The organism is Kitasatospora sp. NPDC028961, from assembly GCF_055564815.1.
In genome coordinates this window covers 153,704-178,342 of record NZ_JBVHVO010000012.1, presented here as the reverse complement: position 1 = coordinate 178,342, position 24,639 = coordinate 153,704, and the positions used below count along the sequence as shown (strand labels likewise).

General features: G+C 74.2%; 20 protein-coding genes, 1 tRNA gene and 1 riboswitch. Of the genes, 16 read left to right on the top strand and 5 right to left on the bottom strand.

The window, feature by feature from the left end; all coding sequences use genetic code 11:
• Positions 1 to 272 precede the first annotated feature (272 nt).
• Positions 273 to 2,600: a xanthine dehydrogenase family protein molybdopterin-binding subunit gene (locus ACZ4UX_RS21985; RefSeq protein ID WP_380390055.1), complete on the top strand. Its 2,328-nt coding sequence runs from the start codon at positions 273 to 275 to the stop codon at positions 2,598 to 2,600.
• 133 nt (positions 2,601 to 2,733) lie between these two features.
• Here ACZ4UX_RS21985 and ACZ4UX_RS21980 read toward each other — a convergent pair.
• Positions 2,734 to 2,808, bottom strand: a tRNA-Cys gene (locus ACZ4UX_RS21980).
• Positions 2,809 to 3,042: 234 nt separating this feature from the next.
• A riboswitch (guanidine-III (ykkC-III) riboswitch) is annotated at positions 3,043 to 3,108 on the top strand.
• Between the two features lie 43 nt (positions 3,109 to 3,151).
• On the opposite strand from ACZ4UX_RS21980, the gene ACZ4UX_RS21975 reads away from it, so the two are divergent.
• A complete protein-coding gene (locus ACZ4UX_RS21975; RefSeq protein WP_465707882.1) occupies positions 3,152 to 3,466 on the top strand; it encodes a DMT family transporter in 315 nt (104 codons plus the stop codon).
• A 107-nt stretch (positions 3,467 to 3,573) separates the two neighbouring features.
• The gene (locus ACZ4UX_RS21970) at positions 3,574 to 5,016 is read left to right on the top strand and encodes an MFS transporter (protein WP_465707881.1); all 1,443 of its coding nucleotides are present in this window, start codon (positions 3,574 to 3,576) and stop codon (positions 5,014 to 5,016) included.
• A 2-nt stretch (positions 5,017 to 5,018) separates the two neighbouring features.
• Here the strand turns inward: ACZ4UX_RS21970 and ACZ4UX_RS21965 are convergent, their stop codons facing one another.
• Positions 5,019 to 6,299 (bottom strand): polysaccharide deacetylase family protein, encoded by a 1,281-nt coding sequence (locus ACZ4UX_RS21965; protein WP_329487870.1) that lies wholly within the window; start codon positions 6,297 to 6,299, stop codon positions 5,019 to 5,021.
• Between the two features lie 394 nt (positions 6,300 to 6,693).
• Here ACZ4UX_RS21965 and ACZ4UX_RS21960 point away from each other — a divergent pair, with 394 nt between their 5' ends.
• Genes ACZ4UX_RS21960 through ACZ4UX_RS21950 form a run of 3 tightly spaced genes read left to right on the top strand, consistent with a single transcriptional unit; the run spans position 6,694 to position 11,239 of the window.
• On the top strand, positions 6,694 to 7,338 hold the full coding sequence (locus ACZ4UX_RS21960) for a class F sortase (RefSeq protein ID WP_329487869.1): 645 nt from the start codon (positions 6,694 to 6,696) through the stop codon (positions 7,336 to 7,338).
• The gene (locus ACZ4UX_RS21955; protein WP_465707880.1) at positions 7,335 to 8,660 is read left to right on the top strand and encodes an alpha/beta hydrolase; all 1,326 of its coding nucleotides are present in this window, start codon (positions 7,335 to 7,337) and stop codon (positions 8,658 to 8,660) included. Before ACZ4UX_RS21960 ends, ACZ4UX_RS21955 begins: the two co-directional genes overlap by 4 nt.
• Complete coding sequence (locus tag ACZ4UX_RS21950) at positions 8,657 to 11,239, top strand: bifunctional lysylphosphatidylglycerol flippase/synthetase MprF (protein WP_465707879.1); 2,583 nt, start codon at positions 8,657 to 8,659, stop codon at positions 11,237 to 11,239. Before ACZ4UX_RS21955 ends, ACZ4UX_RS21950 begins: the two co-directional genes overlap by 4 nt.
• A 91-nt stretch (positions 11,240 to 11,330) precedes the next feature.
• Here ACZ4UX_RS21950 and ACZ4UX_RS21945 read toward each other — a convergent pair whose 3' ends face one another.
• Positions 11,331 to 11,780, bottom strand: coding sequence for an SsgA family sporulation/cell division regulator (locus tag ACZ4UX_RS21945; protein WP_465707878.1), 450 nt, complete (start codon positions 11,778 to 11,780; stop codon positions 11,331 to 11,333).
• 326 nt (positions 11,781 to 12,106) lie between these two features.
• Here ACZ4UX_RS21945 and ACZ4UX_RS21940 point away from each other — a divergent pair, with 326 nt between their 5' ends.
• From ACZ4UX_RS21940 to ACZ4UX_RS21920, 5 genes are all read left to right on the top strand, one after another.
• On the top strand, positions 12,107 to 13,939 hold the full coding sequence (locus ACZ4UX_RS21940) for a DEAD/DEAH box helicase (RefSeq protein WP_329492114.1): 1,833 nt from the start codon (positions 12,107 to 12,109) through the stop codon (positions 13,937 to 13,939).
• 259 nt (positions 13,940 to 14,198) lie between these two features.
• A complete protein-coding gene (locus ACZ4UX_RS21935) occupies positions 14,199 to 14,438 on the top strand; it encodes a TM2 domain-containing protein (RefSeq protein WP_380388532.1) in 240 nt (79 codons plus the stop codon).
• A gap of 2 nt (positions 14,439 to 14,440) precedes the next feature.
• Positions 14,441 to 14,932, top strand: a complete 492-nt coding sequence (locus tag ACZ4UX_RS21930; protein WP_465606240.1) for a DUF2752 domain-containing protein — start codon at positions 14,441 to 14,443, stop codon at positions 14,930 to 14,932.
• 390 nt (positions 14,933 to 15,322) lie between these two features.
• Positions 15,323 to 15,973: an IclR family transcriptional regulator gene (locus ACZ4UX_RS21925; RefSeq protein WP_329487863.1), complete on the top strand. Its 651-nt coding sequence runs from the start codon at positions 15,323 to 15,325 to the stop codon at positions 15,971 to 15,973.
• A gap of 24 nt (positions 15,974 to 15,997) precedes the next feature.
• Entirely contained in the window at positions 15,998 to 16,804 is an 807-nt protein-coding gene (locus ACZ4UX_RS21920; protein WP_465707877.1) for a S16 family serine protease, read from the top strand.
• A gap of 36 nt (positions 16,805 to 16,840) precedes the next feature.
• On the opposite strand, the gene ACZ4UX_RS21915 is transcribed toward ACZ4UX_RS21920, so the two are convergent.
• A complete protein-coding gene (locus ACZ4UX_RS21915) occupies positions 16,841 to 17,407 on the bottom strand; it encodes an Lrp/AsnC family transcriptional regulator (protein ID WP_329487861.1) in 567 nt (188 codons plus the stop codon).
• A gap of 203 nt (positions 17,408 to 17,610) precedes the next feature.
• Between ACZ4UX_RS21915 and ACZ4UX_RS21910 the strand changes: the two genes are divergently transcribed.
• The gene (locus ACZ4UX_RS21910) at positions 17,611 to 18,141 is read left to right on the top strand and encodes a VOC family protein (protein ID WP_329487860.1); all 531 of its coding nucleotides are present in this window, start codon (positions 17,611 to 17,613) and stop codon (positions 18,139 to 18,141) included.
• Between the two features lie 30 nt (positions 18,142 to 18,171).
• Here ACZ4UX_RS21910 and ACZ4UX_RS21905 read toward each other — a convergent pair whose 3' ends face one another.
• Positions 18,172 to 18,747, bottom strand: a complete 576-nt coding sequence (locus tag ACZ4UX_RS21905; protein WP_465707876.1) for a hypothetical protein — start codon at positions 18,745 to 18,747, stop codon at positions 18,172 to 18,174.
• A 178-nt stretch (positions 18,748 to 18,925) separates the two neighbouring features.
• Between ACZ4UX_RS21905 and ACZ4UX_RS21900 the strand changes: the two genes are divergently transcribed.
• The 4 genes from ACZ4UX_RS21900 to ACZ4UX_RS21885 all read left to right on the top strand — a co-directional run bounded on the left by ACZ4UX_RS21900 (position 18,926) and on the right by ACZ4UX_RS21885 (position 24,610).
• Complete coding sequence (locus ACZ4UX_RS21900) at positions 18,926 to 19,651, top strand: response regulator transcription factor (protein WP_329487858.1); 726 nt, start codon at positions 18,926 to 18,928, stop codon at positions 19,649 to 19,651.
• 17 nt (positions 19,652 to 19,668) lie between these two features.
• A complete protein-coding gene (locus tag ACZ4UX_RS21895) occupies positions 19,669 to 21,165 on the top strand; it encodes a HAMP domain-containing sensor histidine kinase (RefSeq protein ID WP_465707904.1) in 1,497 nt (498 codons plus the stop codon).
• A gap of 274 nt (positions 21,166 to 21,439) precedes the next feature.
• Complete coding sequence (locus ACZ4UX_RS21890; protein WP_465707874.1) at positions 21,440 to 23,032, top strand: glycoside hydrolase family 18 protein; 1,593 nt, start codon at positions 21,440 to 21,442, stop codon at positions 23,030 to 23,032.
• A 174-nt stretch (positions 23,033 to 23,206) separates the two neighbouring features.
• A complete protein-coding gene (locus ACZ4UX_RS21885) occupies positions 23,207 to 24,610 on the top strand; it encodes a glycosyltransferase 87 family protein (protein ID WP_465707873.1) in 1,404 nt (467 codons plus the stop codon).
• Positions 24,611 to 24,639: the final 29 nt, after the last annotated feature.

Here is a 24,639-nt window from a genome sequence, read left to right as displayed (position 1 = left end):
GGGGGCTACCCGCAGCAGTCCGGCTACGACGCCTCCCCGTACGACGGCCCGGTCTACGAGCAGACCCCGGCGCACGGCATCCCGGCCCCCGGCGGCGGGTTCGACGGCACGGCCCCGAACGGGGCCGGGTACGACGGCACGCCCGCCCACGGCACGCCGTACGCGCACACGCCCCCGCACGGGGTCCCGGTCGAGGGCGTCGCCCCCGCCGGCGTCCCGTACGGTGCCACCCCCGCCCACGGCATCCGGCTCCCCGAGGACGACCACGCATCATGACGTCGCCTACCGACATCGGCGCAGCACCCCAGCAGGACGGCGACGAGGGCGGCGCACGGGAGCCGTTCGGGCTGGGCAGCTCCCCGCTGCGCAGCGACGCCCTGCCGAAGGCGCTCGGCATCTACCCGTACGCCGCCGACCTCTGGGCCGAGGGCCTGCTCTGGGGCGCGGTGTTGCGCTCCCCGCACCCGCACGCCCGGATCAGGGGCATCGACACCTCGGCCGCGCTCGCGCTGCCGGGCGTGCACGCGGTGGTCACCTCCGCCGACCTGCCGCCCGGGCCGGACGGCACCCCCGACGGCGCCCCGGCCGGGCCGATCGTCGCGGACCGGCCGGTGCTGGCCGCCGGTGTGGTGCGCCACCACGGCGAGCCGGTCGCCGCGGTCGCCGCCGACCACCCGGACACCGCCCGGCTGGCGGTCGGTCTGATCACCGTCGAGTACGAGCCGCTGGAGGCGGTGACCGATCCCGAGCAGGCCTTCACCGCCGGCCCGCTGCACCCGGACGGCAACCTCTTCCGGCACCTGCCGCTGCGCACCGGGGACCCGGACGCGGCCGGCGAGGTCATCGTCGAGGGCCTCTACCAGGTCGGCCGCCAGGACCCGGCGCCGCTCGGCGCGGAGGCCGGTCTGGCCGTGCCGCGCCCGGACGGCGGCGTCGAACTGCACCTGTCGTCCACCGACCCGCACGGCGACCGCGACCGCACCGCCGCCTGCCTCGGCCTGGAGCCGGACCGGGTCCGACTGGTGGTCACCGGCGTGCCCGGCGCCACCTCGGACCGCGAGGACCTCTCCTTCCAGGTGACCCTGGCGCTGCTGGCGCTGCGCACCGGCCGCCCGGTGAAGATGACCCTCACCCGCGAGGAGTCGTTCCACACCCACACCTCCCGCCACCCGGCGCTGCTGCGCTACCGCCACCACGCCGACGCCGAGGGCAAGCTGGTCAAGGTGGAGGCGCAGATCCTGCTGGACGGCGGCGCCTACGCGGACGTCTCGGCCGAGGCGCTGGCCGCCGCCACCGCCTTCTCGGTCGGGCCCTACGTCTGCCCGAACGTCTTCGTGGACGCCTGGGCGGTGCGCACCAACAACCCGCCGGCCGGCCGGATGCGCGGCGAGGGCGCCCTGCAGGCCTGCTTCGCCTACGAGTCGCAGCTGGACCAGCTGGCGGCCCGGGTCGGCGTGGACCCGGTGGAGATCCGCCGGCGCAACGCGATGGCGACCGGAGACCCGATGCCCACCGGACAGGCCGTCACCTGCCCCGCGCCGGTGGCCGCGCTGCTGGAGGCCGTCGCCGAGGAGCCGCTGCCCCCGCTGCCGGTGGACGACCCGGACGCCGAGTGGCTGCTGCCGGGCGGGCCCGGCGGGGCCGGCGACCCGGCGGCGGTGCGCCGCGGCATCGGCTACGCGGTCGGCATGGTGCACATGCTGGGCGCCGAGGGCGAGGACGAGGTCTCCACCGCGACGGTGCGGGTCAGCGGCGACCACGCCACGGTGATCTGCGCCGCCGTCGACTCCGGCCAGGGCTTCGCCACCCTGGCGCGGCAGATCGTGCAGTCGGTGCTGGGGATCAACGAGGTCTACATCGCACCGGCCGACAGCGACCAGTCGATCGCCGGGCCCGCCGCCCGCGGCCGGCACACCTGGGTCTCCGGCGGCGCGGTCGAGCGGGCCGCGCTGATGGTCCGCCACCAGCTGCTCCAGCCGATCGCCGCCGACTTCGGGATGTCGGTCGAGCTGCTGCAGATCTCCGACGGCAAGATCACCTCCTACGACGGCGTGCTCGGCATGCCGGTCGCCGAGGCGCTGGAGGGCAAGGAGCTCTGGGCGACCGCGCAGTGCCGCCCGCACCCGACCGAGCCGCTGGACGAGGCCGGGCACGGTGACGCGTTCGTCTCCATCGCGTTCTGCGCGATGCGCGCGGTGGTGGACGTGGACATCGAGCTGGGCGCGGTCCGGGTGGTGGACGTGACGGTGGCCCAGGACGTCGGCCGCGCGCTCAACCCGCGTCAGATCGAGGACCGGATCGAGGCGGGCGTGGCCCAGGGCGTGGGGCTGGCGCTGCTGGAGGACCTGCGCACCGAGGGCGGCCTGCTGCTGAACCCCTCGCTCACCGGCTACCGGCTGCCGACCGCCCTGGACACCCCCGAGGTCCGGATCGCCGCCCTGGTCGAGGAGCGCGACGTGGTCGCCACCTTCGGTGCCAAGGCGGTCAGCGCGGCCCCCGCGGTGGTCGCCCCGGCCGCCGTGGCCGCCGCCGTCCGGGCCGCGACCGGCCTGCCCGTCGGGCGGCTGCCGATCCGGCCCGAGGACGCCGTCGCCGGCTGACCCCGGGGGCGGGGCACCCGCCCCGCCCCCGGGGGTGAATTCCGGCGGTATTCGGGGGGCCCGGAATATCCGGCCGGGAGAATGCCGAACAGCCGGTCCGCGAATTCTTCGCGGACCGGCGCATTCATTTCGGTGGAGGCCATGACGGGAATCGAACCCGTGTAAACCGCTTTGCAGGCGGTTCCCTAAACCACTCGGGCACACGGCCGTGGGAGGAGCTGTTCCGCAGATGCGCTCAGGCGTGGCGGCAACAGCGACAGGCGCGACAACACCGGGGAGCCGCGGCACAGGCGCGGGGCGCGAGAAGGGCCACCGTCTTCCTGTTCATTGCCGACTCCTGTCGTCGTTCGCCGTGTTGGTGAATTCATCTTGGCGGAATGGCGGGCGGCCCGTCAATGTCCTTGTGTAAATTCTGTGTGGCGGGTCGTGCTACCGTCGAAGACAGGTGGCCGGACTCCGGCCACTCCGGACGAGCGCGTCGTACCCGGTGACGACAAGACGGCGCAGCACAGCGGCAACCCGGCCGCTGCTGACTGCGGAGGTCCCTCGTCATGGCATGGCTCGTTCTCATCGTCTCCGGTGTCCTGGAGACCGTCTGGGCGGTGGCCCTGGACTCGTCCAAGGGCTTCTCCCGGCTCGTCCCCACCCTGGTCTTCGCCGTCGCGCTGGCGCTCAGCATGGGCGGTCTGGCGTACGCGATGCGCTCCATCCCGATCGGCACCGGCTACGCGGTCTGGGTCGGCATCGGCGCGGTCGGTACGGCGCTCTACGGCATGGCCGTCCTGGGGGACGCGGTCACCGCGGCGCGGATCGGCTGCCTGCTGCTGATCGTCTCCGGCGTGGTGGGCCTCAAGGTGCTGCACTGAGCCGGTCGCCCCGCAGGCCGGGGCCCCGGTCCTAGGTCCTGCGGACCACGCGGAACCGGTCCACCGGTCAGGGGTCATGGTGCCCTACGGGCCTTACGATATGACCCATGACCACAGCCTCCGCCACCTCGGTCGACTCCGGCCCGACACCCCCCGACGAGACCGACCCCGGTGGCGGCGTGCTCACCGGCCGCTACCGGGCGCTGACCCTGGGGATCGTCTCGGTGGTCCTGCTGCTCGCCTTCGAGGCGACCGCCGTCAACACCGCGATGCCGGTGGCGGCCCGCCAGCTGGACGGGCTCCCGCTGTACGCCTTCGCCTTCTCCGGGTACTTCACCACCACGCTGTTCGCCCTGGTGGTCTCCGGCCAGTGGTGCGACCGGCGGGGTCCGCTGCGACCCCTGTTCACCGGCATCGCGGTGTTCGGGGCCGGTCTGGTGGTGGCCGGGGCGGCGCCCGGCATGTGGGTCTTCGTGGCCGGCCGGGCGATCCAGGGCCTGGGCGGCGGGCTGGTGATCGTCGCGCTGTACGTGGTGGTCGGCCGGGCCTACCCGGAGCGGCTGCGGCCGTCGGTGTTCGCGGCCTTCTCCTCGGCCTGGGTGCTGCCCTCGATCGTCGGCCCGGTGGTCTCCGGCGCCGTCACCGACCACCTGGGCTGGCGCTGGGTGTTCCTCGCCGTCCCGGTGCTGATCCTGCTGCCGCTCGCGGTGATGGGGCCGGCGCTGCGCCGCTCCGAGCGCGAGCAGCCGGTGCTGAAGGGCGCGGAGTTCGACCGCCGCCGGAGCAGGATGGCCGCGATGGCGGCGCTGGGCGCCGGTCTGCTGCAGTACGCCGGCCAGCGGTTGGACCTGATCGGGCTGCTCCCGGCGTTCGCGGGGGTGGCGCTGCTGGTGCCCGCCGTCCTGGGGCTGCTGCCGGCCGGGACGCTGCGGGCCGCGCGCGGGCTGCCGACGGTGATCCTGCTGCGCGGCGTGGCCGCCGGGGCGTTCTTCGCGGCGGAGGCGTTCATCCCGCTGATGATGGTGACCCAGCGCGGCCTGTCGCCCACGCTGGCCGGTCTGACCCTGACCAGCGGCGGTCTCTCCTGGGCGCTCGGCTCCTGGCTGCAGGGCCGGCCGGGCGCGGAGCCGTACCGGGAGGCGATGATCCGCTGGGGCTTCCTGCTGACGGCGGTGGCGATCGCGGGGGCGGCGCTGGTGCTGGTCCCGGCGGTGCCGGCCTGGGTGGCGGCGGCGGCCTGGGGTGTCGGCGGCATCGGGATGGGGCTGACGGTGGCGAGCGTCAGCGTGCTGATGATGAAGCTGTCCACGCCCGAGGACGCCGGGGCCAACTCCGCCTCGCTGCAGATGAGCGACGCGCTCGGCAACGTCCTGCTGGTGGGGCTGTCCGGGGTGCTCTTCTCGGCGCTGGGCGGCGGCTCGGTGGCCGCCGCCCACGGGGGCGCCGAGGGCTCCGGTTCGGTCGGCGCGTTCACCGTGATCTTCCTGACCATGACGGGCGTGGCGCTGGTGGGCGCGCTGCTCGGCGGCCGGGTCCGGAGGACGGCGTAGCGTCAGCCGGCGGCGGCACCGGCCGGCGCGGGGGAGCCGAGGAAGGTCTCCCAGCCGCCGGTCGGCGCCTGGCCGACGGCGAGGCCCTGCAGCTTGCGGAGCACCGCCGGGTCCTGGGCGTCCAGCCAGTCGACCAGCTGGCGGAACGAGACCAGCCGCACCCCGGGCTTGCCGGCGATCTCCTTGAGCGCGTCCTCGACGGCGTTCATGTAGATGCCGCCGTTCCACTGCTCGAAGTGGTTGCCGATGACGAACGGCGCCCGGTTGCCGTTGTAGGCGCGCTCGAAGCCCATCAGGTAGGAGTCCCTGGCCTGGGTCTGGTACGCGGCGTGCAGCGAGGGGTCGGCCTTGGTGTTGCTGCCGGACTGGTTGAACATGATGTTGTAGTCCATCGACAGCACCTGGAAGGTGTGCCCGGGGAAGGGGATGGACTGCAGCGGGAGGTCCCAGAGCGCCCCGCCCTGGATCTTCTGCGGCCAGACCTGCGTCCCGTTGCCGCTGCTGTCGTAGCGCCAGCCGCGCTTGACGGCGGTCGGCAGCAGGTTGCGCTGGCCCTCCAGGCACGGGGTGCGGCTGCCGATCAGCTCCTTGCGGTAGTCGAAGGGCAGCGCCGGCAGGTCGGTGAAGCCGGTGGTGGTCTTCCAGTTGGTGACGAAGTCCATCGCCTGCTGGATCTCGCTGTCCCACTCCTGCGGCGACCACTGCCCGACGCCGGTGGCGCCGCAGAAGTGCCCGTTGAAGTGGGTGCCGATCTCGTGCCCCTCCAGCCAGGCCGCGTGCAGGTTCTCCAGGGTGTCGTGGATGTGCTGGTCCGACAGGTAGCCGATGTCGGAGGCGCCGACCTTGTGCTGCGGCGGACGGTAGAGGTCCTTCTTGGCCTCGGGCAGCAGGTAGAGGCCGCTCAGGAAGAAGGTCATCGACGCGTTGTGCTCCTGCGCCAGCCGGCGGAACCGGCGGAACAGGCCGTTGTCCAGTTCGCCGGCGCCGTCCCAGGAGAAGACCACGAACTGCGGCGGGCGCTCGCCGAGCTTCAGCGGCTCGACGGCGGGCTGGTTCGGCTGCGCACCGGTGTCCGAGGTGGAGCCGTCGCCGATCAGCGTGACGGGGGCCTTCGGGGGCGCGGAGCCCGGGCCCGCGTGGTCCGCCGCGGGGCTGGCCGGGGCCGGTTCCGGGGTCGCCGCCTGCGCTCCGCCGGCCCCGCCCTTGGTGCCGCAGCCGGCCGTGAGGGCGGCTGCGGTCGCGGCTCCGGCGGCCAGTAGGGTGCGGCGGGAGAGAGCGTCCATGGTCACTCCGTTCGTGGGGCGTGCGGCGGACCGGAGGCGCCCGGTCGGACAAGTGCGGTGATAGGCCTGTGAACGGGGTCAGCATGGCATGCGGACACGATCGGTCGGTGATCCACCACGAACGGTCGCAACTGATCGCCCGATTGGTGCAACCGGACAGGTGTCCGAGATTGTCGATGGTCATGCAGGTGGACTCGGGAGCGGTCCGTCCGGCGGGATCCGCTCTCTCCCCGTGTTCGCCCCCCTACCCGGAGCACGGATCGGACCGCTGGCCCTGCCGATCGGGGGGTGTCGGTAGGACCATCGTATGGACGTGCCTTAAGGTCCAATCCGGTTGAATTGTTCCCAGGAAACTCTCAGGAACGATCGAGCTGTCAGCAGAGGGGAGCGCCGGGTGGGCGCCCAGCAGAGCAGGAGCCCGTGGCCGGGTACCCTGGCGGTCGGCGCCGCGATCGTCCTCGGGGCCTGGCTGCTGAACGACGGGGGCCACGCCGCACTTCCTCCGGCTCCCGGTGCGGGACAGTCCCTCTCCGGTTTCGCCCCGGTCTCCGTCGTCCCCCCGCTCGGCCCCTCCGCCCCGACCCGGATCAGGATCCCCGCCGTCAAGCTCGACGCCCCCGTCACCGGACTCGGACTGGACGGCGACGGCCGCCTCCAGACGCCCCCGGCGGCCGACCGCAACCTCGCCGGCTGGTACCGCGGCGGCGCCACCCCCGGTCAGCGCGGCACCGCGATCCTCGCGGGGCACGTCGACAACCAGAGCGGGCCCGCCGTCTTCTATCATCTGGGCGCGCTGCACCGCGGCGACCGGATCGAGATCGCCCGCGAGGACGGCGCGACCGCCGTCTACCAGCTCTACGCCATCGAAGTGCACGACCGAAAGGACTTCCCGGACGACCGGGTGTACCGCCAGGCCGCCGACGCCCAGCTCCGGGTGATCACGTGCGGCGGCGGGTACAGCGAGGAACACGGCTACCAGGGAAACGTGGTCGCCTACGGATTCCTGGCCGACACCACCCGGCCGGGGACACGTACATGACCACCGCCACGCTCGCCGTCCCATGGAACCCGATCGACTGGCCGCTGACGCACGGCCCGATCCCGCTCGCCGTGCTCGCCGCCGGCTGGGGCTCGCTGCTCCTGCTCGCGCTGGCCCGCGGCCGGAGCTGGTGGAACCGCCGGCTGCCCGCCGCGCTGTTCAGCGCCGCCGCGCTCAGCCTGGTGCTGGACGTCGTCGTGGACGACTGGTGGCACCCCTTCCCGGAGGGCCTGCCCCGCTACGTCACCTGGTGGATCGCCGTCGCGCTCCTCGGACTCTGCCTGGCCGGCTTCCGGATGCCCCGGCTCGGCCGGCGCGGCAAGCTGCTGGCGGTCGCCGCCGGAGCGCTGGTGCTGCTGATGGCCTCCTCCCAGGTCAACCGCGGGTTCGGCCAGTACCCCAGCGGCCGGGTCATGCTCGCGCCCTGGCTCTCCAAGACCCAGGGCCTCACCACCGGCTTCGACGCCCGGACGGTGAGCCCGCCCCCCGGCAAGGTGCTCGCCGACGTCTGGCAGGCGCCGCCCGGGCTGCCCGCCAAGGGCACCGTCTCGATCGAGCCGATACCGGGCGGCAAGTCCGGCTTCAAGGCCCGCGACGCGTACATCTACCTGCCGCCCGCCTACCAGGCCAGCCCGCGCCCGCTGCTCCCGGTGGTGGTCCTGGTCACCGGCCAGCCCGGCAACCCGGGCGACTGGGTGCTCGGCGGCCAGGTGAACGAGGCGCTGGACGCCTTCGCCGCCGAGCACGACGGCCTGGCCCCGATCGTGGTGATGCCCGACCAGCTCGGGTCGATCTGGAACAACACGCTCTGCATGGACTCCAAGCTCGGCAACGTGCAGACCTACCTGGCCGAGGACGTGCCGAACTGGGTGCACCAGCACCTCCAGGCCGCCAAGGGCCGGGGCTCCTGGTCCATCGGCGGCGCCTCGATGGGCGGCACTTGCGCGCTCCAGATGGCCGTCAACGCCCCCGACGTCTACGGCTCGTTCCTCGACATGTCCGGGCAGGAGGAACCCACCCTGGGGACCCGGGAGCAGACCGTCGCCGCCGCCTTCGGCGGTGACCACGCCAAGTTCGACGCGATCGATCCGCTGCAGGTGATGCGGCGCAAGCGGTTCCCGGACACCGCGGCGGCGATCGTCGTCGGCCGCACCGACGGCGAGTTCCGCCCGCAGCAGGAGAAGGTCTACCAGGCGGCGCTCGACGCCGGGATGAAGGCGAGGTTCGATCTGATGCCGGGTGGGCACGGCTGGGTGGTGTTCCGGCCCGGAATCGTCGACCAACTGCCGTGGCTGGCCCAACAGACGGGATTGATCCGGTGATCCGGCTCAGCGCGGCTCCGGCGGTCGTCGCCGCCCGCGAACGGGAACGCGAGCGCGAGCGCGAGCGTGAACGCGCGCACGACCACGGCCCCGGGCCGGTACCGGTGGCGACCGCCCCCGAGCCCGCCCCCCAGCCCGGGCGGCAGGCCGTCACCGGGATCGCCGACCGGCTGCGCGCCGCGCCGCTGACCCTGGCGCTGCTCGGCCTGCTCTGGACGGTCGGCGCCGCCACCGGCAGCCTGGCCGGCGGCCCCTCCCGGGGCCTGCTGGCCCGGATCGGCGTCGGCCTGCCCACCCTCGGCGAGGGCCGCTGGTGGACGCCGTTCACCTCGCTGCTCTGGTGCTCCAGCGCGGGCTCGTACGTCTTCACCAGCCTGCTGCTGCTCCTGGTCGGCCCGGCCGCCGAGAGCCGGCTCGGCCGGCGCCGGACCCTCCTGGTGCTGGTCGGCGGGCAGGTGCTGGGCACCCTGCTCGGCACCGGACTGGTCGCCTTCGGCTCACGGGCCGGCGAGCAGTGGACCCTCGCCGTCGCCGACCAGACCGCGACCGGCCCGGTCGTCGGCCTGTTCGCGCTGGCCGGCGTGCTCGGCTACCGGCTCAGCGTGCTCTGGCGCCGCCGGCTGCACCTGCTGGTGGTGCTCGTCCCGCTGGTGATGACGCTGTACGTCGGCCACCTGCAGAGCGTCCAGCGCAGCGCCGGCGCGCTGCTCGGCCTCGGCATCGGCGCGCTGCTCGCCCGGCGCCGGTGGCAGCTGCGCCCGCACCGCTCCTCGCACACCGAGACCCGGGTGCTGGTCGCGCTCTGCCTGGTGGCCGCCGCCCTCGGGCCGCTGGTCGCCTCGCTGTACGACAACGCGGCCGGGCCCTTCAACACCTTCTCCGAGCTGTACTTCTCGCACCGGCTCTCGCCGGACGAGGTCGCCGACTTCTGCGCGATGTCCGCCCACGACTGCGCCCGCGCGCACGCCGTCGAGCGGATATTCGACACCCCGGCGCGGCTGATGGCCGCGCTCTTCCCGGCCCTGCTGCTGGTCCTCGCCGAGGGCCTGCGCCGCGGCCTGCGGCTGGCCTGGCGGATCACCGTCGCCACCGAACTGCTCTGGGCGGCGCTGCTGCTCTGGCTGTTCGCCGGCACCGGCACCGGCGCCGGCGACGTGGTGCAGTACTTCGTCGAGGCGCTGCTGCTGCCGCTGCTCACCACCGGCCTGCTGCTGGCCACCCGGCACCGGTTCGGCCTGCGGCTGCCGGCCGCGGTGCTGCGCCGGCTCGCCCTCGTCACCGGCGGGGCGGCGCTGGCCGCGGCGGCCGCGTACGTGGGGTTCGGCCGGCTGGTGGCCGGCGAGTTCGACCCCCGCGCCGGGGTGGGCGGCCTGGTCGCCGGACTGCCGGCGCAGTTCCTGCCGCCCGCCTACAACGACCTGCTGCCCGACTACCCGATAGCGGTCGGCCCGCCGGCCCGCCTCCTGGAGACGTACTGCGGCCTGGCGTTCTGGGTGGTCGCGCTGACCGCCCTGCTGGTCGCCTTCCGCCGCCCGGTGGTGCACACCGACGCCGAGGACGCCGCCCGCGCCCGCGCGCTGCTCACCGCGCACGGCGGCGGCACGCTGTCCTTCATCACCACCTGGGACGGCAACCACTACTGGTTCGACGAGGAGGGCCGGGCCGCCGTCGCCTACCGGGTGCTCTCCACCGTGGCGCTGACCACCGGCGACCCGTTCGGCGAGCCGGAGGCCCGACGCCGGGCGGTGGCCGGCTTCGCCCGGTACTGCGACACCCGGGGCTGGACGCCCTGCTTCTACAGCGTCACCCCGGAGACCAGCGACGCCGCCGGGCAGCTCGGCTGGCGCTCGCTCCAGGTGGCGGAGGACACCGTGGTCGCCCTGCCCGGACTGGCCTTCACCGGCCGCAAGTGGCAGGACATCCGGACCGCCCTCAACAAGGCGGGCAAGCAGGGCATCACCGCCGAGTGGTGGGCCTACCACGACGCGCCGCTCGCCCTGCGCGACCAGATCCGCTCGATCTCGGAGGAGTGGGTCTCCGAGAAGGGCCTGCCCGAGATGGGCTTCACCCTCGGTGGCCTGGAGGAGCTGGACGACCCGGCGGTCCGGCTGCTGATCGCCGTCGACGGCGACCGCGTCGTGCACGGGCTGACCAGCTGGATGCCGGTCTACGAGGACGGGGTGCCGGTCGGCTGGACGCTGGACTTCATGCGCCGCCGCTCGGACGGCTTCCGGGGGGTGACGGAGTTCCTGATCGCCTCGGCCGCGCTCGGTTTCAAGGAGGAGGGCGCGCGCTTCGTCTCGCTCTCCGGCGCGCCGCTGGCCCGCTCCGGGCAGGACGCGCCGCCCACCGGGCTGCAGCGCACGCTGGACTGGATGGGCCGGGTGCTGGAGCCGGTCTACGGGTTCCGCTCGCTGCTGGCCTTCAAGGCGAAGTTCCAGCCGGAGTACCGACCGCTGTACATGGCGTACCCCGACCCGGCGGCGCTGCCCAGCATCACCCGGGCGATAGGGAAGGCCTACCTGCCGCACCTGACGGCGGCGCAGGGCGTCCGGCTGATGCGCCGGCTCTCCTCCTGAGCCGCTCCGCTCCCGGCCCGCCGGGACGCCCGCCCGGGCCTCGGCCCCGGGCGGGCGCCGGCGGGGCCGCCACCGTCCCCGCCGGGGCCGGTCAGCCCAGGAGCTCGGCGAGGGCGCGGTCGGCGTCCAGGTGGCGGTGCTCCTCGCCCTCGGGGACGACCAGCCGGCTGTGCCAGAGGAAGCGCCGCAGGTCGGCGGTGTCGAACCGGACCAGCGCGGTGCCCTCGGCCGCGCGCAGCTCGACCATGGTGCGCCGGCCGGGGGCGGGCCGGACGTGGACGTCGCCGTCGCCGGCGGCCAGCTCCAGGCCGGCCGACAGCAGCTGCCGGGCGAAGACCCACTCGATGTCCGGGCCGGCGTCCCGGCCGGAGCCCGGCCCGGCGCCGTCGCCCGGTTCGTCCAGCGAGAACTCGGCGGGGAAGCCCATCCGGACGGCGAGCGGGTCCTCCCGGCGGTAGCCGAGGGTGACCCGCAGCCGGACCGACCGGTGGGCGGACAGGATCAGACGGGCCTGGACGGTCTCTTCGACGGTGGCGTGCACGGCGCGCCCTTTCTGGGGGAGTGAGGTCTTCGCGGTGGCATGAGGCCGGGGTGGCGGCTGTGGAGGGTGGGGCGGCCTCACTGGAGAGAGTCGGGCGGGGCGGTCGCGCTTACGCGGTTCCGGTGGGTGATTTCCGTGATCCGGGTCACATCGGTTTCCGGCCGTCCGGGCGTACCGGAGGTCGAGCCTGGCCGCTCGAACGGCGCCGGACCGGTACGCTGGACCGGTTGTCCGATTGCCGCCCGACCGCGGGCGGGGGCCGCTAAACGGCCTCTGACCTGCGATGATCCCCCTCGGAGACCGTGAGTACTGCCGCCGCCTCCTCGATGCCCCTCTTCTCCGACGCGCAGGAGCCGCACGCGCCCGCCCGGGCCGCTGGCCAAGGCGCGTCGGCCGCTTCGCACCACCTGTCGCCGGCCTTCCCCGGCCGGGCCCCCTGGGGCACCGCCGGCAAGCTCCGGGCCTGGCAGCAGGGTGCGCTGGACAGGTACATCGAGAACCAGCCGCGCGACTTCCTCGCGGTCGCGACCCCGGGCGCCGGTAAGACCACCTTCGCCCTGACGCTGGCCTCCTACCTGCTGCACAACCACCTGGTGCAGCAGATCACCGTCGTCGCGCCGACCGAGCACCTGAAGAAGCAGTGGGCCGAGGCCGCCGCCCGGATAGGCATCAAGCTCGATCCGGCCTACTCCTCGGGCCCGCTCTCCCGCGAGTACCACGGCATCGTGGTCACCTACGCGGGCGTGGGGGTCAACCCGATGCTGCACCGCAACCGGACCGAGGCCCGCAAGACGCTGGTCATCATGGACGAGATCCACCACGCCGGTGACTCGAAGTCCTGGGGCGAGGCCTGCTTCGAGGCCTTCGAGCCGGCCTCCCGCCGGCTGGCGCTGACCGGTACGCCGTTCCGTTCGGACACCAACCCGATCCCGTTCGTCCAGTACGAGGCGGGTGGCGACGGCATCCGCAAGTCGGTCGCCGACTACACCTACGGCTACGGGCACGCGCTCGCCGACCACGTCGTGCGCCCGGTGATCTTCCTGAGCTACAGCGGCAACATGCGCTGGCGCACCAAGTCCGGCGACGAGCTGGAGGCGCGGCTCGGCGAGCCGATGACCAAGGACCTGATCGCCCAGGCCTGGCGCACCGCGCTGGCGCCGCAGGGCGAGTGGATCCCCAGCGTGCTCCAGGCCGCCGACCGGCGGCTGAGCGAGGTCCGCAAGGCGATCCCGGACGCCGGCGGCCTGGTGATCGCCACCGACCAGAACACCGCCCGCGCCTACGCCAAGATCCTCCGGGAGATCAGCGGCGAGAAGGCCACCGTGGTGCTCTCCGACGAGGCGGAGGCGTCCCAGCGGATCTCCGACTTCTCGGCGGGCGACGCGCGCTGGATGGTCGCGGTCCGGATGGTGTCCGAGGGCGTCGACGTGCCGCGGCTGGCCGTCGGGGTGTACGCCACCTCGATCTCCACCCCGCTGTTCTTCGCGCAGGCCGTCGGCCGTTTCGTGCGGGCCCGCAAGCGCGGCGAGACCGCGTCCGTCTTCCTGCCGACCATCCCGACGCTGCTGGGCTTCGCCAACGAGATGGAGCTCCAGCGCGACCACGTGCTGGACCGGCCGAAGAAGGAGGGCGAGGGCCTCTTCGACGAGGAGGACCGGCTGCTCGCCGAGGCCGAGCGGGCCAACGACGGGCCGGACGGCGCGGGCGGCGAGGAGTTCTCCTACGAGGCGATCGGCTCCGACGCGGTCTTCGACCGGGTGCTGTACAACGCCATGGAATTCGGCATGCAGGCGCACCCGGGCAGCGAGGAGGAGGAGGAGTACCTCGGCATCCCGGGCCTGCTGGAGCCGGACCAGGTGCAGATGCTGCTGCAGAAGCGCCAGCACCGCCAGATCCAGCGCAGCAAGGCCAAGCCCGCCGAGGAGGCCGACCTGCTGGAGCTGCCGGCCGAGCAGCGGCCGGTGGTCACCCACCAGGAACTGCGCGAGCTGCGCAAGGAGTTGAACGCGCTGGTGGCGGCCTGGCACCACCGGACGAGCCAGCCGCACGGCACCATCCACAACGAGCTGCGGCGCCAGTGCGGCGGTCCGCTCACCGCGCAGGCGACGGTCAATCAGCTGAAGGCCCGGATCGAGCGGATCCGGGAGTGGGCGAAGTAACGGACGTCGGCGAATCGTCCGGGAACGCCCGAAGGTCATGTGACGGTCAGGCGAACGCGAAGAATCTGTGGAGACAGCCGGTGTGATGATCGGCTAGTGTTCCGCGTGCCGCGCCGCCTCCGGGTCTGTCGTGGCTGCGCCCCGCCCCGTCCGGACGGTGGCCGCAGCCCCCGGTGAGCCGGGCCGGCAACCTCACCAGTCGAGGCAGCGACCGTCCCGTCGCGAGCTCGAACATGCCGTCACAAGGAGCACACCGAACGTGTCGTACCCGCCCCACGCCCAGCCCGAGCTCTCCGACAAGTCCAAGGTCGTCGCCGGCATCCTGACGATCCTGCTCGGCAGCCTGGGCGTCGGCCGCTTCTACACCGGCCACATCGGCCTGGGCATCGCCCAGCTGCTGACCTGCGGTGGTCTCGGTGTCTGGTCGCTGATCGACGGCATCCTGTTCCTCACCAGCAACGACCGCACGGACGCCCAGGGCCGTCTGCTGCGCAGCTGATCTTGCCCAGGCCATTCGCGGCGCGCCGCCCCGGCTCCGGCCGGGGCGGCTTCGCCGTGCCCGGGGCCGACGGCCCCGCCCCCCGGCTGCCGCTCCTCGCCCGGCTGCCCCTCCCGGCCCGGCTGCGCACCGCGGGACCGCCGCTGGCGGTGCTCGGCGGCGGCCTGGCCGGCTGCGCCTACCTGTGGTCGCGCGACCCGCACCTGCCCGGGCAGCTGCTGCCGTTCTGCCCCTGGCACAAGGTCACCGGGCTGGACTGCCCCGGCTGCGGCGGCACCCGGATGACGTACGACCTGCTGCACGGCGACCTCGCGGCGGCCTGGCACGACAACGCGGCGCTGTTGCTCTCGCTGCCGCTGGTCGCGCTGCTCTACCTCACCTGGCTGCGGCACGGCCTGGCCGGCCGGAGCTGGCGGCCGACGCTCGGCCGGGGCGGCACGGCGGTGGTGCTGGGCACCGCGGTGGCCTGGACGGTGCTGCGCAACCTGCTCTGAGCCGCGCCCTGCTCTGAGCCGCCACCTGCTCCGAGCCGCGCCCGGCGAGCGGCCCCCGCCGCGGCGGGCACTGTCCGAACTTCGGACTGTGGTCGAACTTGTGCCCAGTCCAGGGCCGTGAATTGTGGGCCTTTGTCCCGGTTCGTCATGCGTGACGAAATCGATCATGCCCGAATTTTGGACAACCACTTCCGCCGCGACAATTCCTTCACTACCTTTCCCACACGCTCCCCCGTCGGGTAACCCCCGTCGGGACGGGCGCTGCAGGACCGCCAGGACGTCAAGGACGACACACCGCGGCCCGAGCGCGGCCACCCACCTGCGCGCGACACCTGAGTCCCGGACCGGCGCCGCCGCTCCGGCGGCCGCCGCGGAAAGGACATGCGCGTCGTGACTGCAGAGACCTCCCAGACCCTGGACCGGGGCGTCCGGGTCCTCAAACTCCTCGCCGACTCGGAACGCGGGCTCACCGTCACCGAGCTCGCCGCCCGCCTCGCGGTCAACCGGACCGTCGTCTACCGGCTGCTGGCCACGCTGGAGCAGCACGGGCTGGTCCGCCGCGACATCGGCGGCCGGGCCCGGGTGGGCCTGGGCGTGCTGCGGCTGGCCCACCGGGTGCACCCGCTGCTGCGCGAGGCGGCGCTGCCGGCCCTGCGCAGCCTGGCCGAGGACCTCGGCGCCACCGCCCACCTCACCCTGGTCGACGGCAACGAGGCGCTGGCCGTCGCCGTGGTCGAGCCCAGCTGGACGGACTTCCACGTCGCCTACCGGACCGGGCTGCGCCACCCGCTGGGGGAGAGCGCCGCCGGGCGGGCGATCCTGGAGGCGCGCGGCTTCCCCAGCCAGCGCCGTCCGGAGTCAGGTTTCGTCATCACCCGTGCGGAGGAGCAGTCGGGTGCGAGCGGCGCGGCCGCCGCACTGGTCGGGCTGAGCGGGATCGAGGGCAGCGTCGGCGTGGTGATGCTGAACGGGCTCGTCCCCGAGCGGGTCGGCCCCCGGGTGGTGGAGGCGGCGACCGAGGTCGCCGACGCCCTGCGATAGCGCCGGGTGTGTTTGGATGCCTCTGTGTCCGACACCAAGCTGCCCAAGGCCCTGACCGCCCCCCGCACCCGTGCGCTGGCGCTGTGCGGGGTGCTGGTCGCCGCGCTGTTCGGCGTGGCGGCCTTCGTCCCGCTGCCGTACACGCTCACCTGGCCGGGGGTCACCGCGGACACCCTCGGCAGCTACCAGGACCAGCCGGTGCTGACCGTCACCGGAGCGCCGGTGCGCACCACCGACGGGGAGCTGCGGATGGTGACCATCTCGGCGACCAATCCGGGGGACCGCACCACCTTCTGGCGGTCGCTGCGGGCCTGGTTCGACCAGGACGAGGCGGTCCGGCCGACCGAGACGGTCTACCCGCAGGGCGATCCGGCCAAGGCGCAGGAGGTGACGGCCCAGCAGATGACCGAGTCGCAGGACAGCGCCACCACGGCCGCGCTCTCCTACCTCCACCTCTCGCCCGCGCAGGTGAAGGTGAAGGTCGACCTCGGTGACATCGGCGGCCCGAGCGCGGGCCAGATGCTGGCGCTGGGCATCGTCGACAAGCTGGCCGGCGACGGCAAGGGCGGCGACCTCACCGGCGGGCTGACGGTCGCGGGGACCGGCACCATCGACGACCAGGGCGTCATCGGCCCGGTCGGCGGCGTGCCGCTGAAGACCCAGGCGGCGGCCCGGGACGGCGCGACGGTGTTCCTGCTGCCCAAGGACGAGTGCGCGGACGCCAAGGTCAACCTGCCCGACGGTCTGCGGCTGGTGCCGGTGGGCACGCTGAGCGAGTCGATCTCCGCGCTGGACGCGCTGCGCGGCGGCGGGACCGTCCCCACCTGCTGAGGTCCGGCAGGCACCGCCGGGGCCGGACCGGACGGGCTACTCGGCCGCGGCCTGGTCCACCAGCGGCAGGATCCGGTACGGCACCGGGTTCTCCAGCGCGATGGCCGTCGAGGAGCGGACGATCCCGTCGAACCCCACCACCCGGTCGATCACGCGCTGCAGATCGGCGTTGGACCGGGCCACGATCCGCACCATCATGTCCCCGTGCCCGGTGATCGTGTGCAGCTCCAGGACCTCCGGCACCGCCGCCAGGTGGGCCCGCACGTCGGCGCCCTGGCCCTGGGAGATCTCCAGCGTGGCGAAGGCCGTCACCGGGTAGCCGAGCGCGGCCGGGTCCACCTCGGGCCCGAAGCCGCCGATCACCCCCTTGGCCTGGAGCCGGTCCAGCCGCGCCTGGACGGTGCCCCGGGCCACCTGGAGGCGGCGCGAGCACTCCAGCACGCCGATCCGCGGCTCCTCCGCCAGCAGCCGGATCAGCCGGCCGTCCAGGACGTCGATCGCGTCGTTGGCGGTACCCGGCGCGGCGGCCGAAGACGCTTGCCCAGGTGTGGAGTTGGGCGATTCGGTGGAGTTCGGGGAACTCGGGGAGTGGGCGGGGGGCATCGCGGGGCTCCGTCCTCCGGTGGGCATTCTGTACAGCGGTGCGGCCGATTCTCCCGCCCCGGCGCACACCTTGACCAGGAGGAAACGGAACAGTTGCGCGCCGGTCGGCCCGGCGCCACCCTCCAGCCACAACCCCGTGAGCCGGTCCCCACACCGGCCCGCGGGGCAGACCGTGGTTGCGCACGCCCACCGGGAGGGCCGTCATGACCGACACCGCCGCCGAACCCCTGCTGTTCACCGCGGGCCTGGAGGAGCCCGACCTCGTCCCGATGGGGCACGCCGACGCGGTGGTCTTCGCCGTCGCCGACGCGGAGCGTGCGGCACGCCGCTACGCCACGGCGCTCGGCCTGCGCTGTACCGCCTACGCCGGGCCCGACACCGGCGAGCCGGAGACCGTCTCCTACGTGCTGCGCGCACCCGGGACCAGGTTCGTGCTGACCTCGCTGGTCCAGGTGATCGGGCCGCGGGGCCGGGAGCTGGCCGGCCACCTGGCCCGGCACGGCGACGGGGTGCTCGACCTCGCCGTCGGCGTTCCGGACGTCCACTACGCCTACGACTACGCGGTGGACCGGGGCGCCAGCTCGCTCGCCGAGCCCTACGAGGCGCACGACCGGTACGGGGTGGTGGTGCTGGCCGCGATCGGGGTGCCCGGCGGCACCCGGCACACCCTGGTCGACCGCTCCCGCTACCGGGGCCCGTACCTGCCCGGGTACGTCCCCTTCGACCGGTGGTGACCGCCCGGGGGACCGCCGGGCGGACGGCGGTCAGCGGACGACCGTCTCCACCGTCGGCGGGTGGCCGTTCCAGGCGACGAAGACCGAGTTGGCCTGGTCGCCCTTGGTGAAGTCCACCCGCATCCACTGCGGGCCGTTCCAGACCTGCATCTGCCAGCCCGGGTCCGGGGTGGCGGAGACCAGCGAGGCGTTGTCCGGCCGGATGTCCAGGGCCACCTTGCCGCCGGGGACGGGGTAACTGCGCACGGTGGACGTGGCGGTCGCGGCGGCGGCCGCGGTCGTCGTGGCGGTGGTGGGCGCGGGACGGCGTGACGCGGGCGGGGTACCGGGCGCCGCCGCACCGCGCTGGGTGGTCGACGAGGCCGGCGCGGGCGTCGGGCCGGAGCTCTCCGGCCGGGGCGCGGACGGCTCCTGGGGCGGCGTCGGAACCGGCGCCGACGCGACCGGGGAGCGTGCTCCGCCGGCGGCCGGGGACGGCAGCGGCAGCGCCGTCGGCTGCTCGAACGCGGCGCCGGTCAGCACCGCGTGCACGCCGAACCAGGACAGCGCCACCGCCGCCCCGGTGGCCGCCGCCCAGGCGCCGAGCTGTACCAGTCCGTTCCGCATCGTGCGCACATCCTGCCGTATTCGGGGCCGCCGCAGGTGGGCAGCCCTGCTATTCAGCAGGCAACTTGCACAAAACACCAGGGGACGGAGCGAATCGGTCCGGAGCCGTCCGGCGGCCCCTCCCGGACCCACCCCGAGGTACAGACCACCGCACGCCGATGGCGTACCGTGCAGCCCCATGGCAACAGTGCTCGTGGTCGAGGACGACCCCTTCGTACGCTCCGCCCTCATCCGGCATCTGGCCGACACCGGTCACGCGGTCCGCAGTGTGGGCACGGCACTTGAGGCGTTGCGCGAGGTGGCCCAGGTCGGCTGCGACCTGGTGATCCTCGATCTCGGCCTGCCCGATCTGGACGGCAGCGAGGCGCTCAAGATGATCCGTGGCCTGACCAACGTGCCGGTGATCATCTCCACCGCCCGGGACGACGAGGCCGAGATCGTCCGGCTGCTCAACGACGGCGCCGACGACTACCTGGTGAAACCTTTCTCCGGGGAACACCTCAGCGCCCGGATGGCCGCCGTACTGCGCCGCCTCGGCGGCGGGACGGCCCCGGTCACCCAGGTGCTCCGGGTCGGCGGGCTCGCCATCGACCTCCAGCGCCGCGAGGCCACCCTGGACGGCCGGGCGCTCGACCTGACCCGCCGCGAGTTCGACCTGCTGGCCTTCCTCGCCGCCCGCCCCGGCGTGGTCGTGCCGCGCAAGGAGATCCTGGCCGAAGTGTGGCGCCAGACCTACGGCGGCGACCAGACCATCGACGTCCACCTCTCCTGGCTGCGCCGCAAGCTCGGCGAGACCGCCTCCAACCCCCGCTACCTGCACACCGTGCGCGGCGTCGGCGTCCGGTTGGAGGCGACCGGGCACCCGGCGGGGCCCGGCCCCGCCCCCACGGAGGGCCGGGCGTGAGGCGGTTCGGGCACTCGTTGCGCTGGGCCCTGATCAAGGCCGCGGTGGCCGGGACCACCATGGTCGCGCTGGCCTTTCTCATCCCGCTCGGGCTGATGGTCCAACAGACCGCGCGGGACCGGGCGTTCACCGCGGCCGAACGGCAGGCGGCGGCGCTCGGCCCGGCCCTCGCCATCACCACCGACCAGGGCGCCATCGCCCGTGCGGTGGCCAGTACCGACGCCGGTGCGCAGGGGCGGATGGCGGTCCATCTGCCGGCCCCGGGCCCGGTGCCGGCCGCGGACTCGCCCTCGCCGCCGCCGAACCCGCTGCCGAACCCGCTGCCGTCCTCTTTGCCCACCGAAGCGACCTCCGCCGGAGCGCCGATGGTCGGGCCGGACGGCGGGGCGACCATCGGCGAGGCCCGTGCGCTGGCCGCCGACGTGGGCACCGCCGGCGGCCAGGGCCGCTCGTTCACCGTCGAGGTGCCCGGCGGCTTCGCCCTCCTGCAGCCGGTGGCCGTCGACACCGGCCGGACGGCCGTGGTCGAGGTGTTCGTGGCCGACGGCGACCTCACCCGCGGGGTCTCCACCGCCTGGCTGGTGCTGTCCGCGGTCGCGCTCGCCCTGGTCGCCATCTCGGTGCTGGTGGCCGACCGGATGGGCACCCGGATCGTCGGCTCGGCCCGCCGGCTGGCCGCCGCGGCCCGCTCGCTCGGCGGCGGCAACCTCGCCGTCCGGGTGCCCGTCGACGACCGGCAGACCGCCGGGAGCCCGGAGGAGCTGCGCGAAGCCGCCCACGCGTTCAACACGATGGCCGACCGGGTCGTCCAGTTGCTCGCCGCCGAAAGGGAGTTGGCCGCCGACCTGTCGCACCGGCTGCGCACCCCGCTCACCGTGCTGCGGCTCAACGCCGCGTCGCTGGGCGAGGGCGACGCGGCCGACGCCACCCGGCACGCGGTCTCCCAACTGGAGCGCGAGGTCGACCAGATCATCCGTTCGGCCCGGCGCGCGCCCGAGGACGCGCCCGCCGTCACCGTCGGCTGCGACGCCGCCGAGGTGATCCGGGAGCGGGTCGGCTTCTGGTCCGCGCTCGCCGAGGACGAGGGGCGCCGCTGGCAGCTGGCCGGTGCCGACCAACCCGCCGGCGTGTCCGTCCAGCGCGGCGACCTCGCCGCCGCCGTCGACGCCCTGCTCGGCAACGTCTTCCGCCACACCGCCGTCGGCACCGCGTTCTCGGTCGACGTGCTCGCCACCGACAGCTCGGTGATCGTGCTGGTCGGCGACGCCGGACCGGGCTTCACCGACCCCGAGGCCGCCCTGGAGCGCGGGCAGGGCGACGGCGGCGAGGGCTCCACCGGCCTCGGCCTGGACATCGCCCGCAAGCTCGCCGAGGTCACCGGCGGCGACCTCGCGCTCGGTCGCTCCGCGGGGCTCGGCGGCGCCGAGATCCGGCTGCGGTTGCAGGCCCGCCCCGACGGCGCCCCCGCCCGCGCCAGCCGCCGGCGCAGCCGCGGCACGCTGTTCCAGCGCTGAGCGGTCCCCGGCGCCGGGGACCCCGCGCACCGGTGCCGCGCACCGGTGTCACCCCTCTTCCTTAAGCGGGCCCTAAGAGAGCTGTACCCCTCGCTCAGCAGGCCCCTTCCGGCCCTCCCGCCCCACTAGCGTCATCCGCGCCGGTCACCCGACCGAGCCGGGTCACGCCGCCCGCGACGGGTCCATCCACCCGCGCCCGGCCGCCGCGACCCCGTCCGGCCCAGCCGTCCCCCGCGCCCCCCGGGCGGGAGGCGCCCCCTACGGAGGTACGCCCATGACGACCCAGCCCGAACGCCGCCGGGGCCGCCGCCGACGCAGCCGCAAGGGAGTCGTCCTCGCCTCCTCGGCCGTCGCCGCCGCGCTGGTCGCGGGCGCGGTCGTGGCCCTCGCCTCCTCGGCCAGCGCTGCCTCGCTCGGCGCCGTCTACACCCGCACCAGCGCCTGGGACGCCGGCTACACCGGCCAGTACCTGGTCACCAACCCGGCCGGCAGCGCGATCGAGGACTGGACGCTGTCCTTCGACCTGCCGGCCGGAGCGAAGATCGACTCGCTCTGGAACGCCACCTTCAGCGCCGACGGGCAGCACGTCACCGTCAAGCCCGAGGCCTGGAGCAAGCGGTTGGAGCCCGGCCGGAGCCTGGTGGTCGGCTTCGTCGCCCAGGGCGCCGGCGCCGCGCAGGCGGAGCCCGGCAACTGCCTGATCAACAACGCCTCCTGCAAGGCCGGCGACACCGTGCCCACCCCCTCGGGCCGCCCGACGGGCACCCCCGGCACCTCGCCGACCCCGACCGGCACGCCCGTCGTGACGCCCACCGCCACCGCCACCGCCCGGCCCACCACCGCGTCCCCGAGCCCCACCGCCACGACCAGGCCGACCACCCCGGCGCCGACCACCAGCGCCACCCCCGCGCCCACCGCCACCGCGACCGGCACGCCCGCCCCGGCCACCGGCGCCGGCTTCGCGCCGTACGTGGACACCTCGCTCTACCCGCCGTACGACCTGGTCGCCACCGCGAAGGCCACCGGCGTGAAGAACTTCACCCTCGCCTTCGTGGTCTCCGGCGGCGGCTGCACCCCGAAGTGGGGCGGCGTCAGCGAGCTGTCCGCCGACGCGGTGGCCGCCCAGATCGGCGCGCTGCGGGCGATCGGCGGCGACGTCCGGGTCTCCTTCGGCGGCGCCAACGGCAGCGAGCTGGCCCTCGCCTGCGCCACCACCACCGACCTGACCGCCGTGTACCAGAAGACCGTCGACGCCTTCGGGCTGACCAAGGTCGACTTCGACGTCGAGGGCGGCGCGATCGCCAACACCGCCGCCAACACCCGCCGTGCCCAGGCCGTCGCCCAGCTGCAGAAGAACGCGGCCGCCAAGGGCAAGGCCCTGGACGTCTCCTTCACCCTCCCCGCGCTGCCCTCCGGCCTGACCCAGGAGGGCGTCGACCTGGTGGCCGACGCCAAGCGCAACGGCGTCGCGATCGGCGCGGTCAACATCATGGCGATGGACTTCGGGGACGGCGTCGCCCCGAACCCGCAGGGCCAGATGGGCAAGTACGCCATCGCCGCGGCCACCGCCACCCAGGCCCAGGTCAAGAGCGTGCTCGGGCTGGACGACGCGGCCGCCTGGCGCAAGGTCGCGGTCACCCCGATGATCGGGGTCAACGACGTGGCCAGCGAGGTCTTCACCGTCGCCGACGCCAAGCAGCTCGCCGAGTTCGCCGGGACCAAGCACCTGGCCTGGCTGGCGATGTGGTCCGGCACCCGCGACAAGGCGTGCGCGGGCGGTGCCAAGGCGTACGCCGACGCGAGCTGCAGCAGCATCGTCCAGCAGCCGCTGGACTTCACCCGGGCCCTCGGCGCCTACGCCGGCTGAGCTCCACGACCCCTCCCCGGGACCCCGGCCGTCCGTGCTCCGCCCGCAACGGAGTACGGCCGGCCGGGGTGCACTTCCACCCGGGCGATCACGCTCCGTAGTCGGCTCGACCGGGCCCGGTCGCCGGGCATCCGGTATCGTCGCTGGTTGGCCGAACGGTGGACGGAGCGAACAGTGACAGCGGTGCAAGACGAGCGCAGCGTGGTGCCGACGGCACCGGACCCGGCGCCCGGACCTCTGTCGGACCGCCTCAAGGACGCCCTCGGCGCGCCCGTGCGGGCCCTGCGGGAGGCACCGCGCCGCCCGTTGCTGGCCGTCTCCGCCGTGGCGCTGCTGTCCCTGGTGGTCTACGCCGTGGTGCGGCACTTCGTCCACACCTCGATGGTCGACATGATCGTCTACCGGGCGGAGGGCGGCGCCGTCGCCGACGGGACCGACCTCTACGCGCTGCGGGTCACCGAGTGGAACCTGCCCGCCACCTACCCGCCGTTCGCCGCGATGCTGTTCGTGCCGACGACCTGGTTCCCGGTGCCGTTCCTGCGGGTGGCGATCACGCTCGGCAACCTCGGGCTGCTCGCGCTGCTCACCCACCTGTCGTTCAAGCTGGTCGGCTGGCCGCGCCGCGAACTGCGCCCACTCGGCGTGATCCTGGTCACCGGCGGCGGCGTCTGGCTCGAACCGGTCTTCACCACGCTGCGCTACGGCCAGATCAACCTCGCGCTGGCCTGCCTGATCCTCTGGGACCTCACCCGCCCCGACGGCCGCCGCAGCAAGGGCGTCGCGATCGGCATCGCCGCGGGCATCAAGCTCACCCCCGGCCTCTTCGCCGTCTACCTGCTGCTCACCGGCCGGATCCGGGCCGCCTTCGTGGCCGGCTTCACCTTCCTCGGGACCTTCCTGCTCGGTGCGCTGATCCTGCCCGACGCCACCTGGGGCTTCTGGACCAAGTACCTGTACGACTCCTCGCGGGTCGGCAAGACCGAGATCGTCGACAACCAGTCGGTACGCGGCGCCGTCGCCCGGCTGCTGCACACCGCCGAGCCCGGGACCGTCGCGACGCTGGCCGGCGCCGTGATCGCGGTGCTTGGCCTCGCCATCGCCGCCTGGGCGGCCTCCAGCTCCCGCTGGCTGCCGCGCGCCGAGGCGTGGGGCGTCTGCTGCGCCGCCGTCACCGCGGTCCTGATCTCGCCGATCAGCTGGACCCACCACTGGATCTGGTGCGTGCCCGTGCTCGCGCTGCTCGCCTGCGAGGCCGCGGTCGAGCAGGGCCGGCCGGCCGTCGTCCGCCGGCTGCGCTGGCGCGCGGCCTTCGGGGCGACGCTGATCGCCTTCTTCTCGTTCGGGATGTGGGTCGTGCCGCACCACGGCGACCTCGACCTGCACCTGTCGGCGGTCAGCCAGATCCCGGCCTCGGTCTACCCGCTCGTCGGGATCTGCTTCCTGCTGGCCGCGGCGCTACGGATAAGGGCGCGGCGGCGGGCCGCCGGCGCCCCGCTCGTCCCGCTGCCCGGGCAGCGCAGCGGCGGCGGCCGTCCGGGCCCCGCGCACGACCGTCAGCAGGCCCCCGCGGCCCGCTGAGTCGCCGGGGACTCCCGGGCCCACCGGCC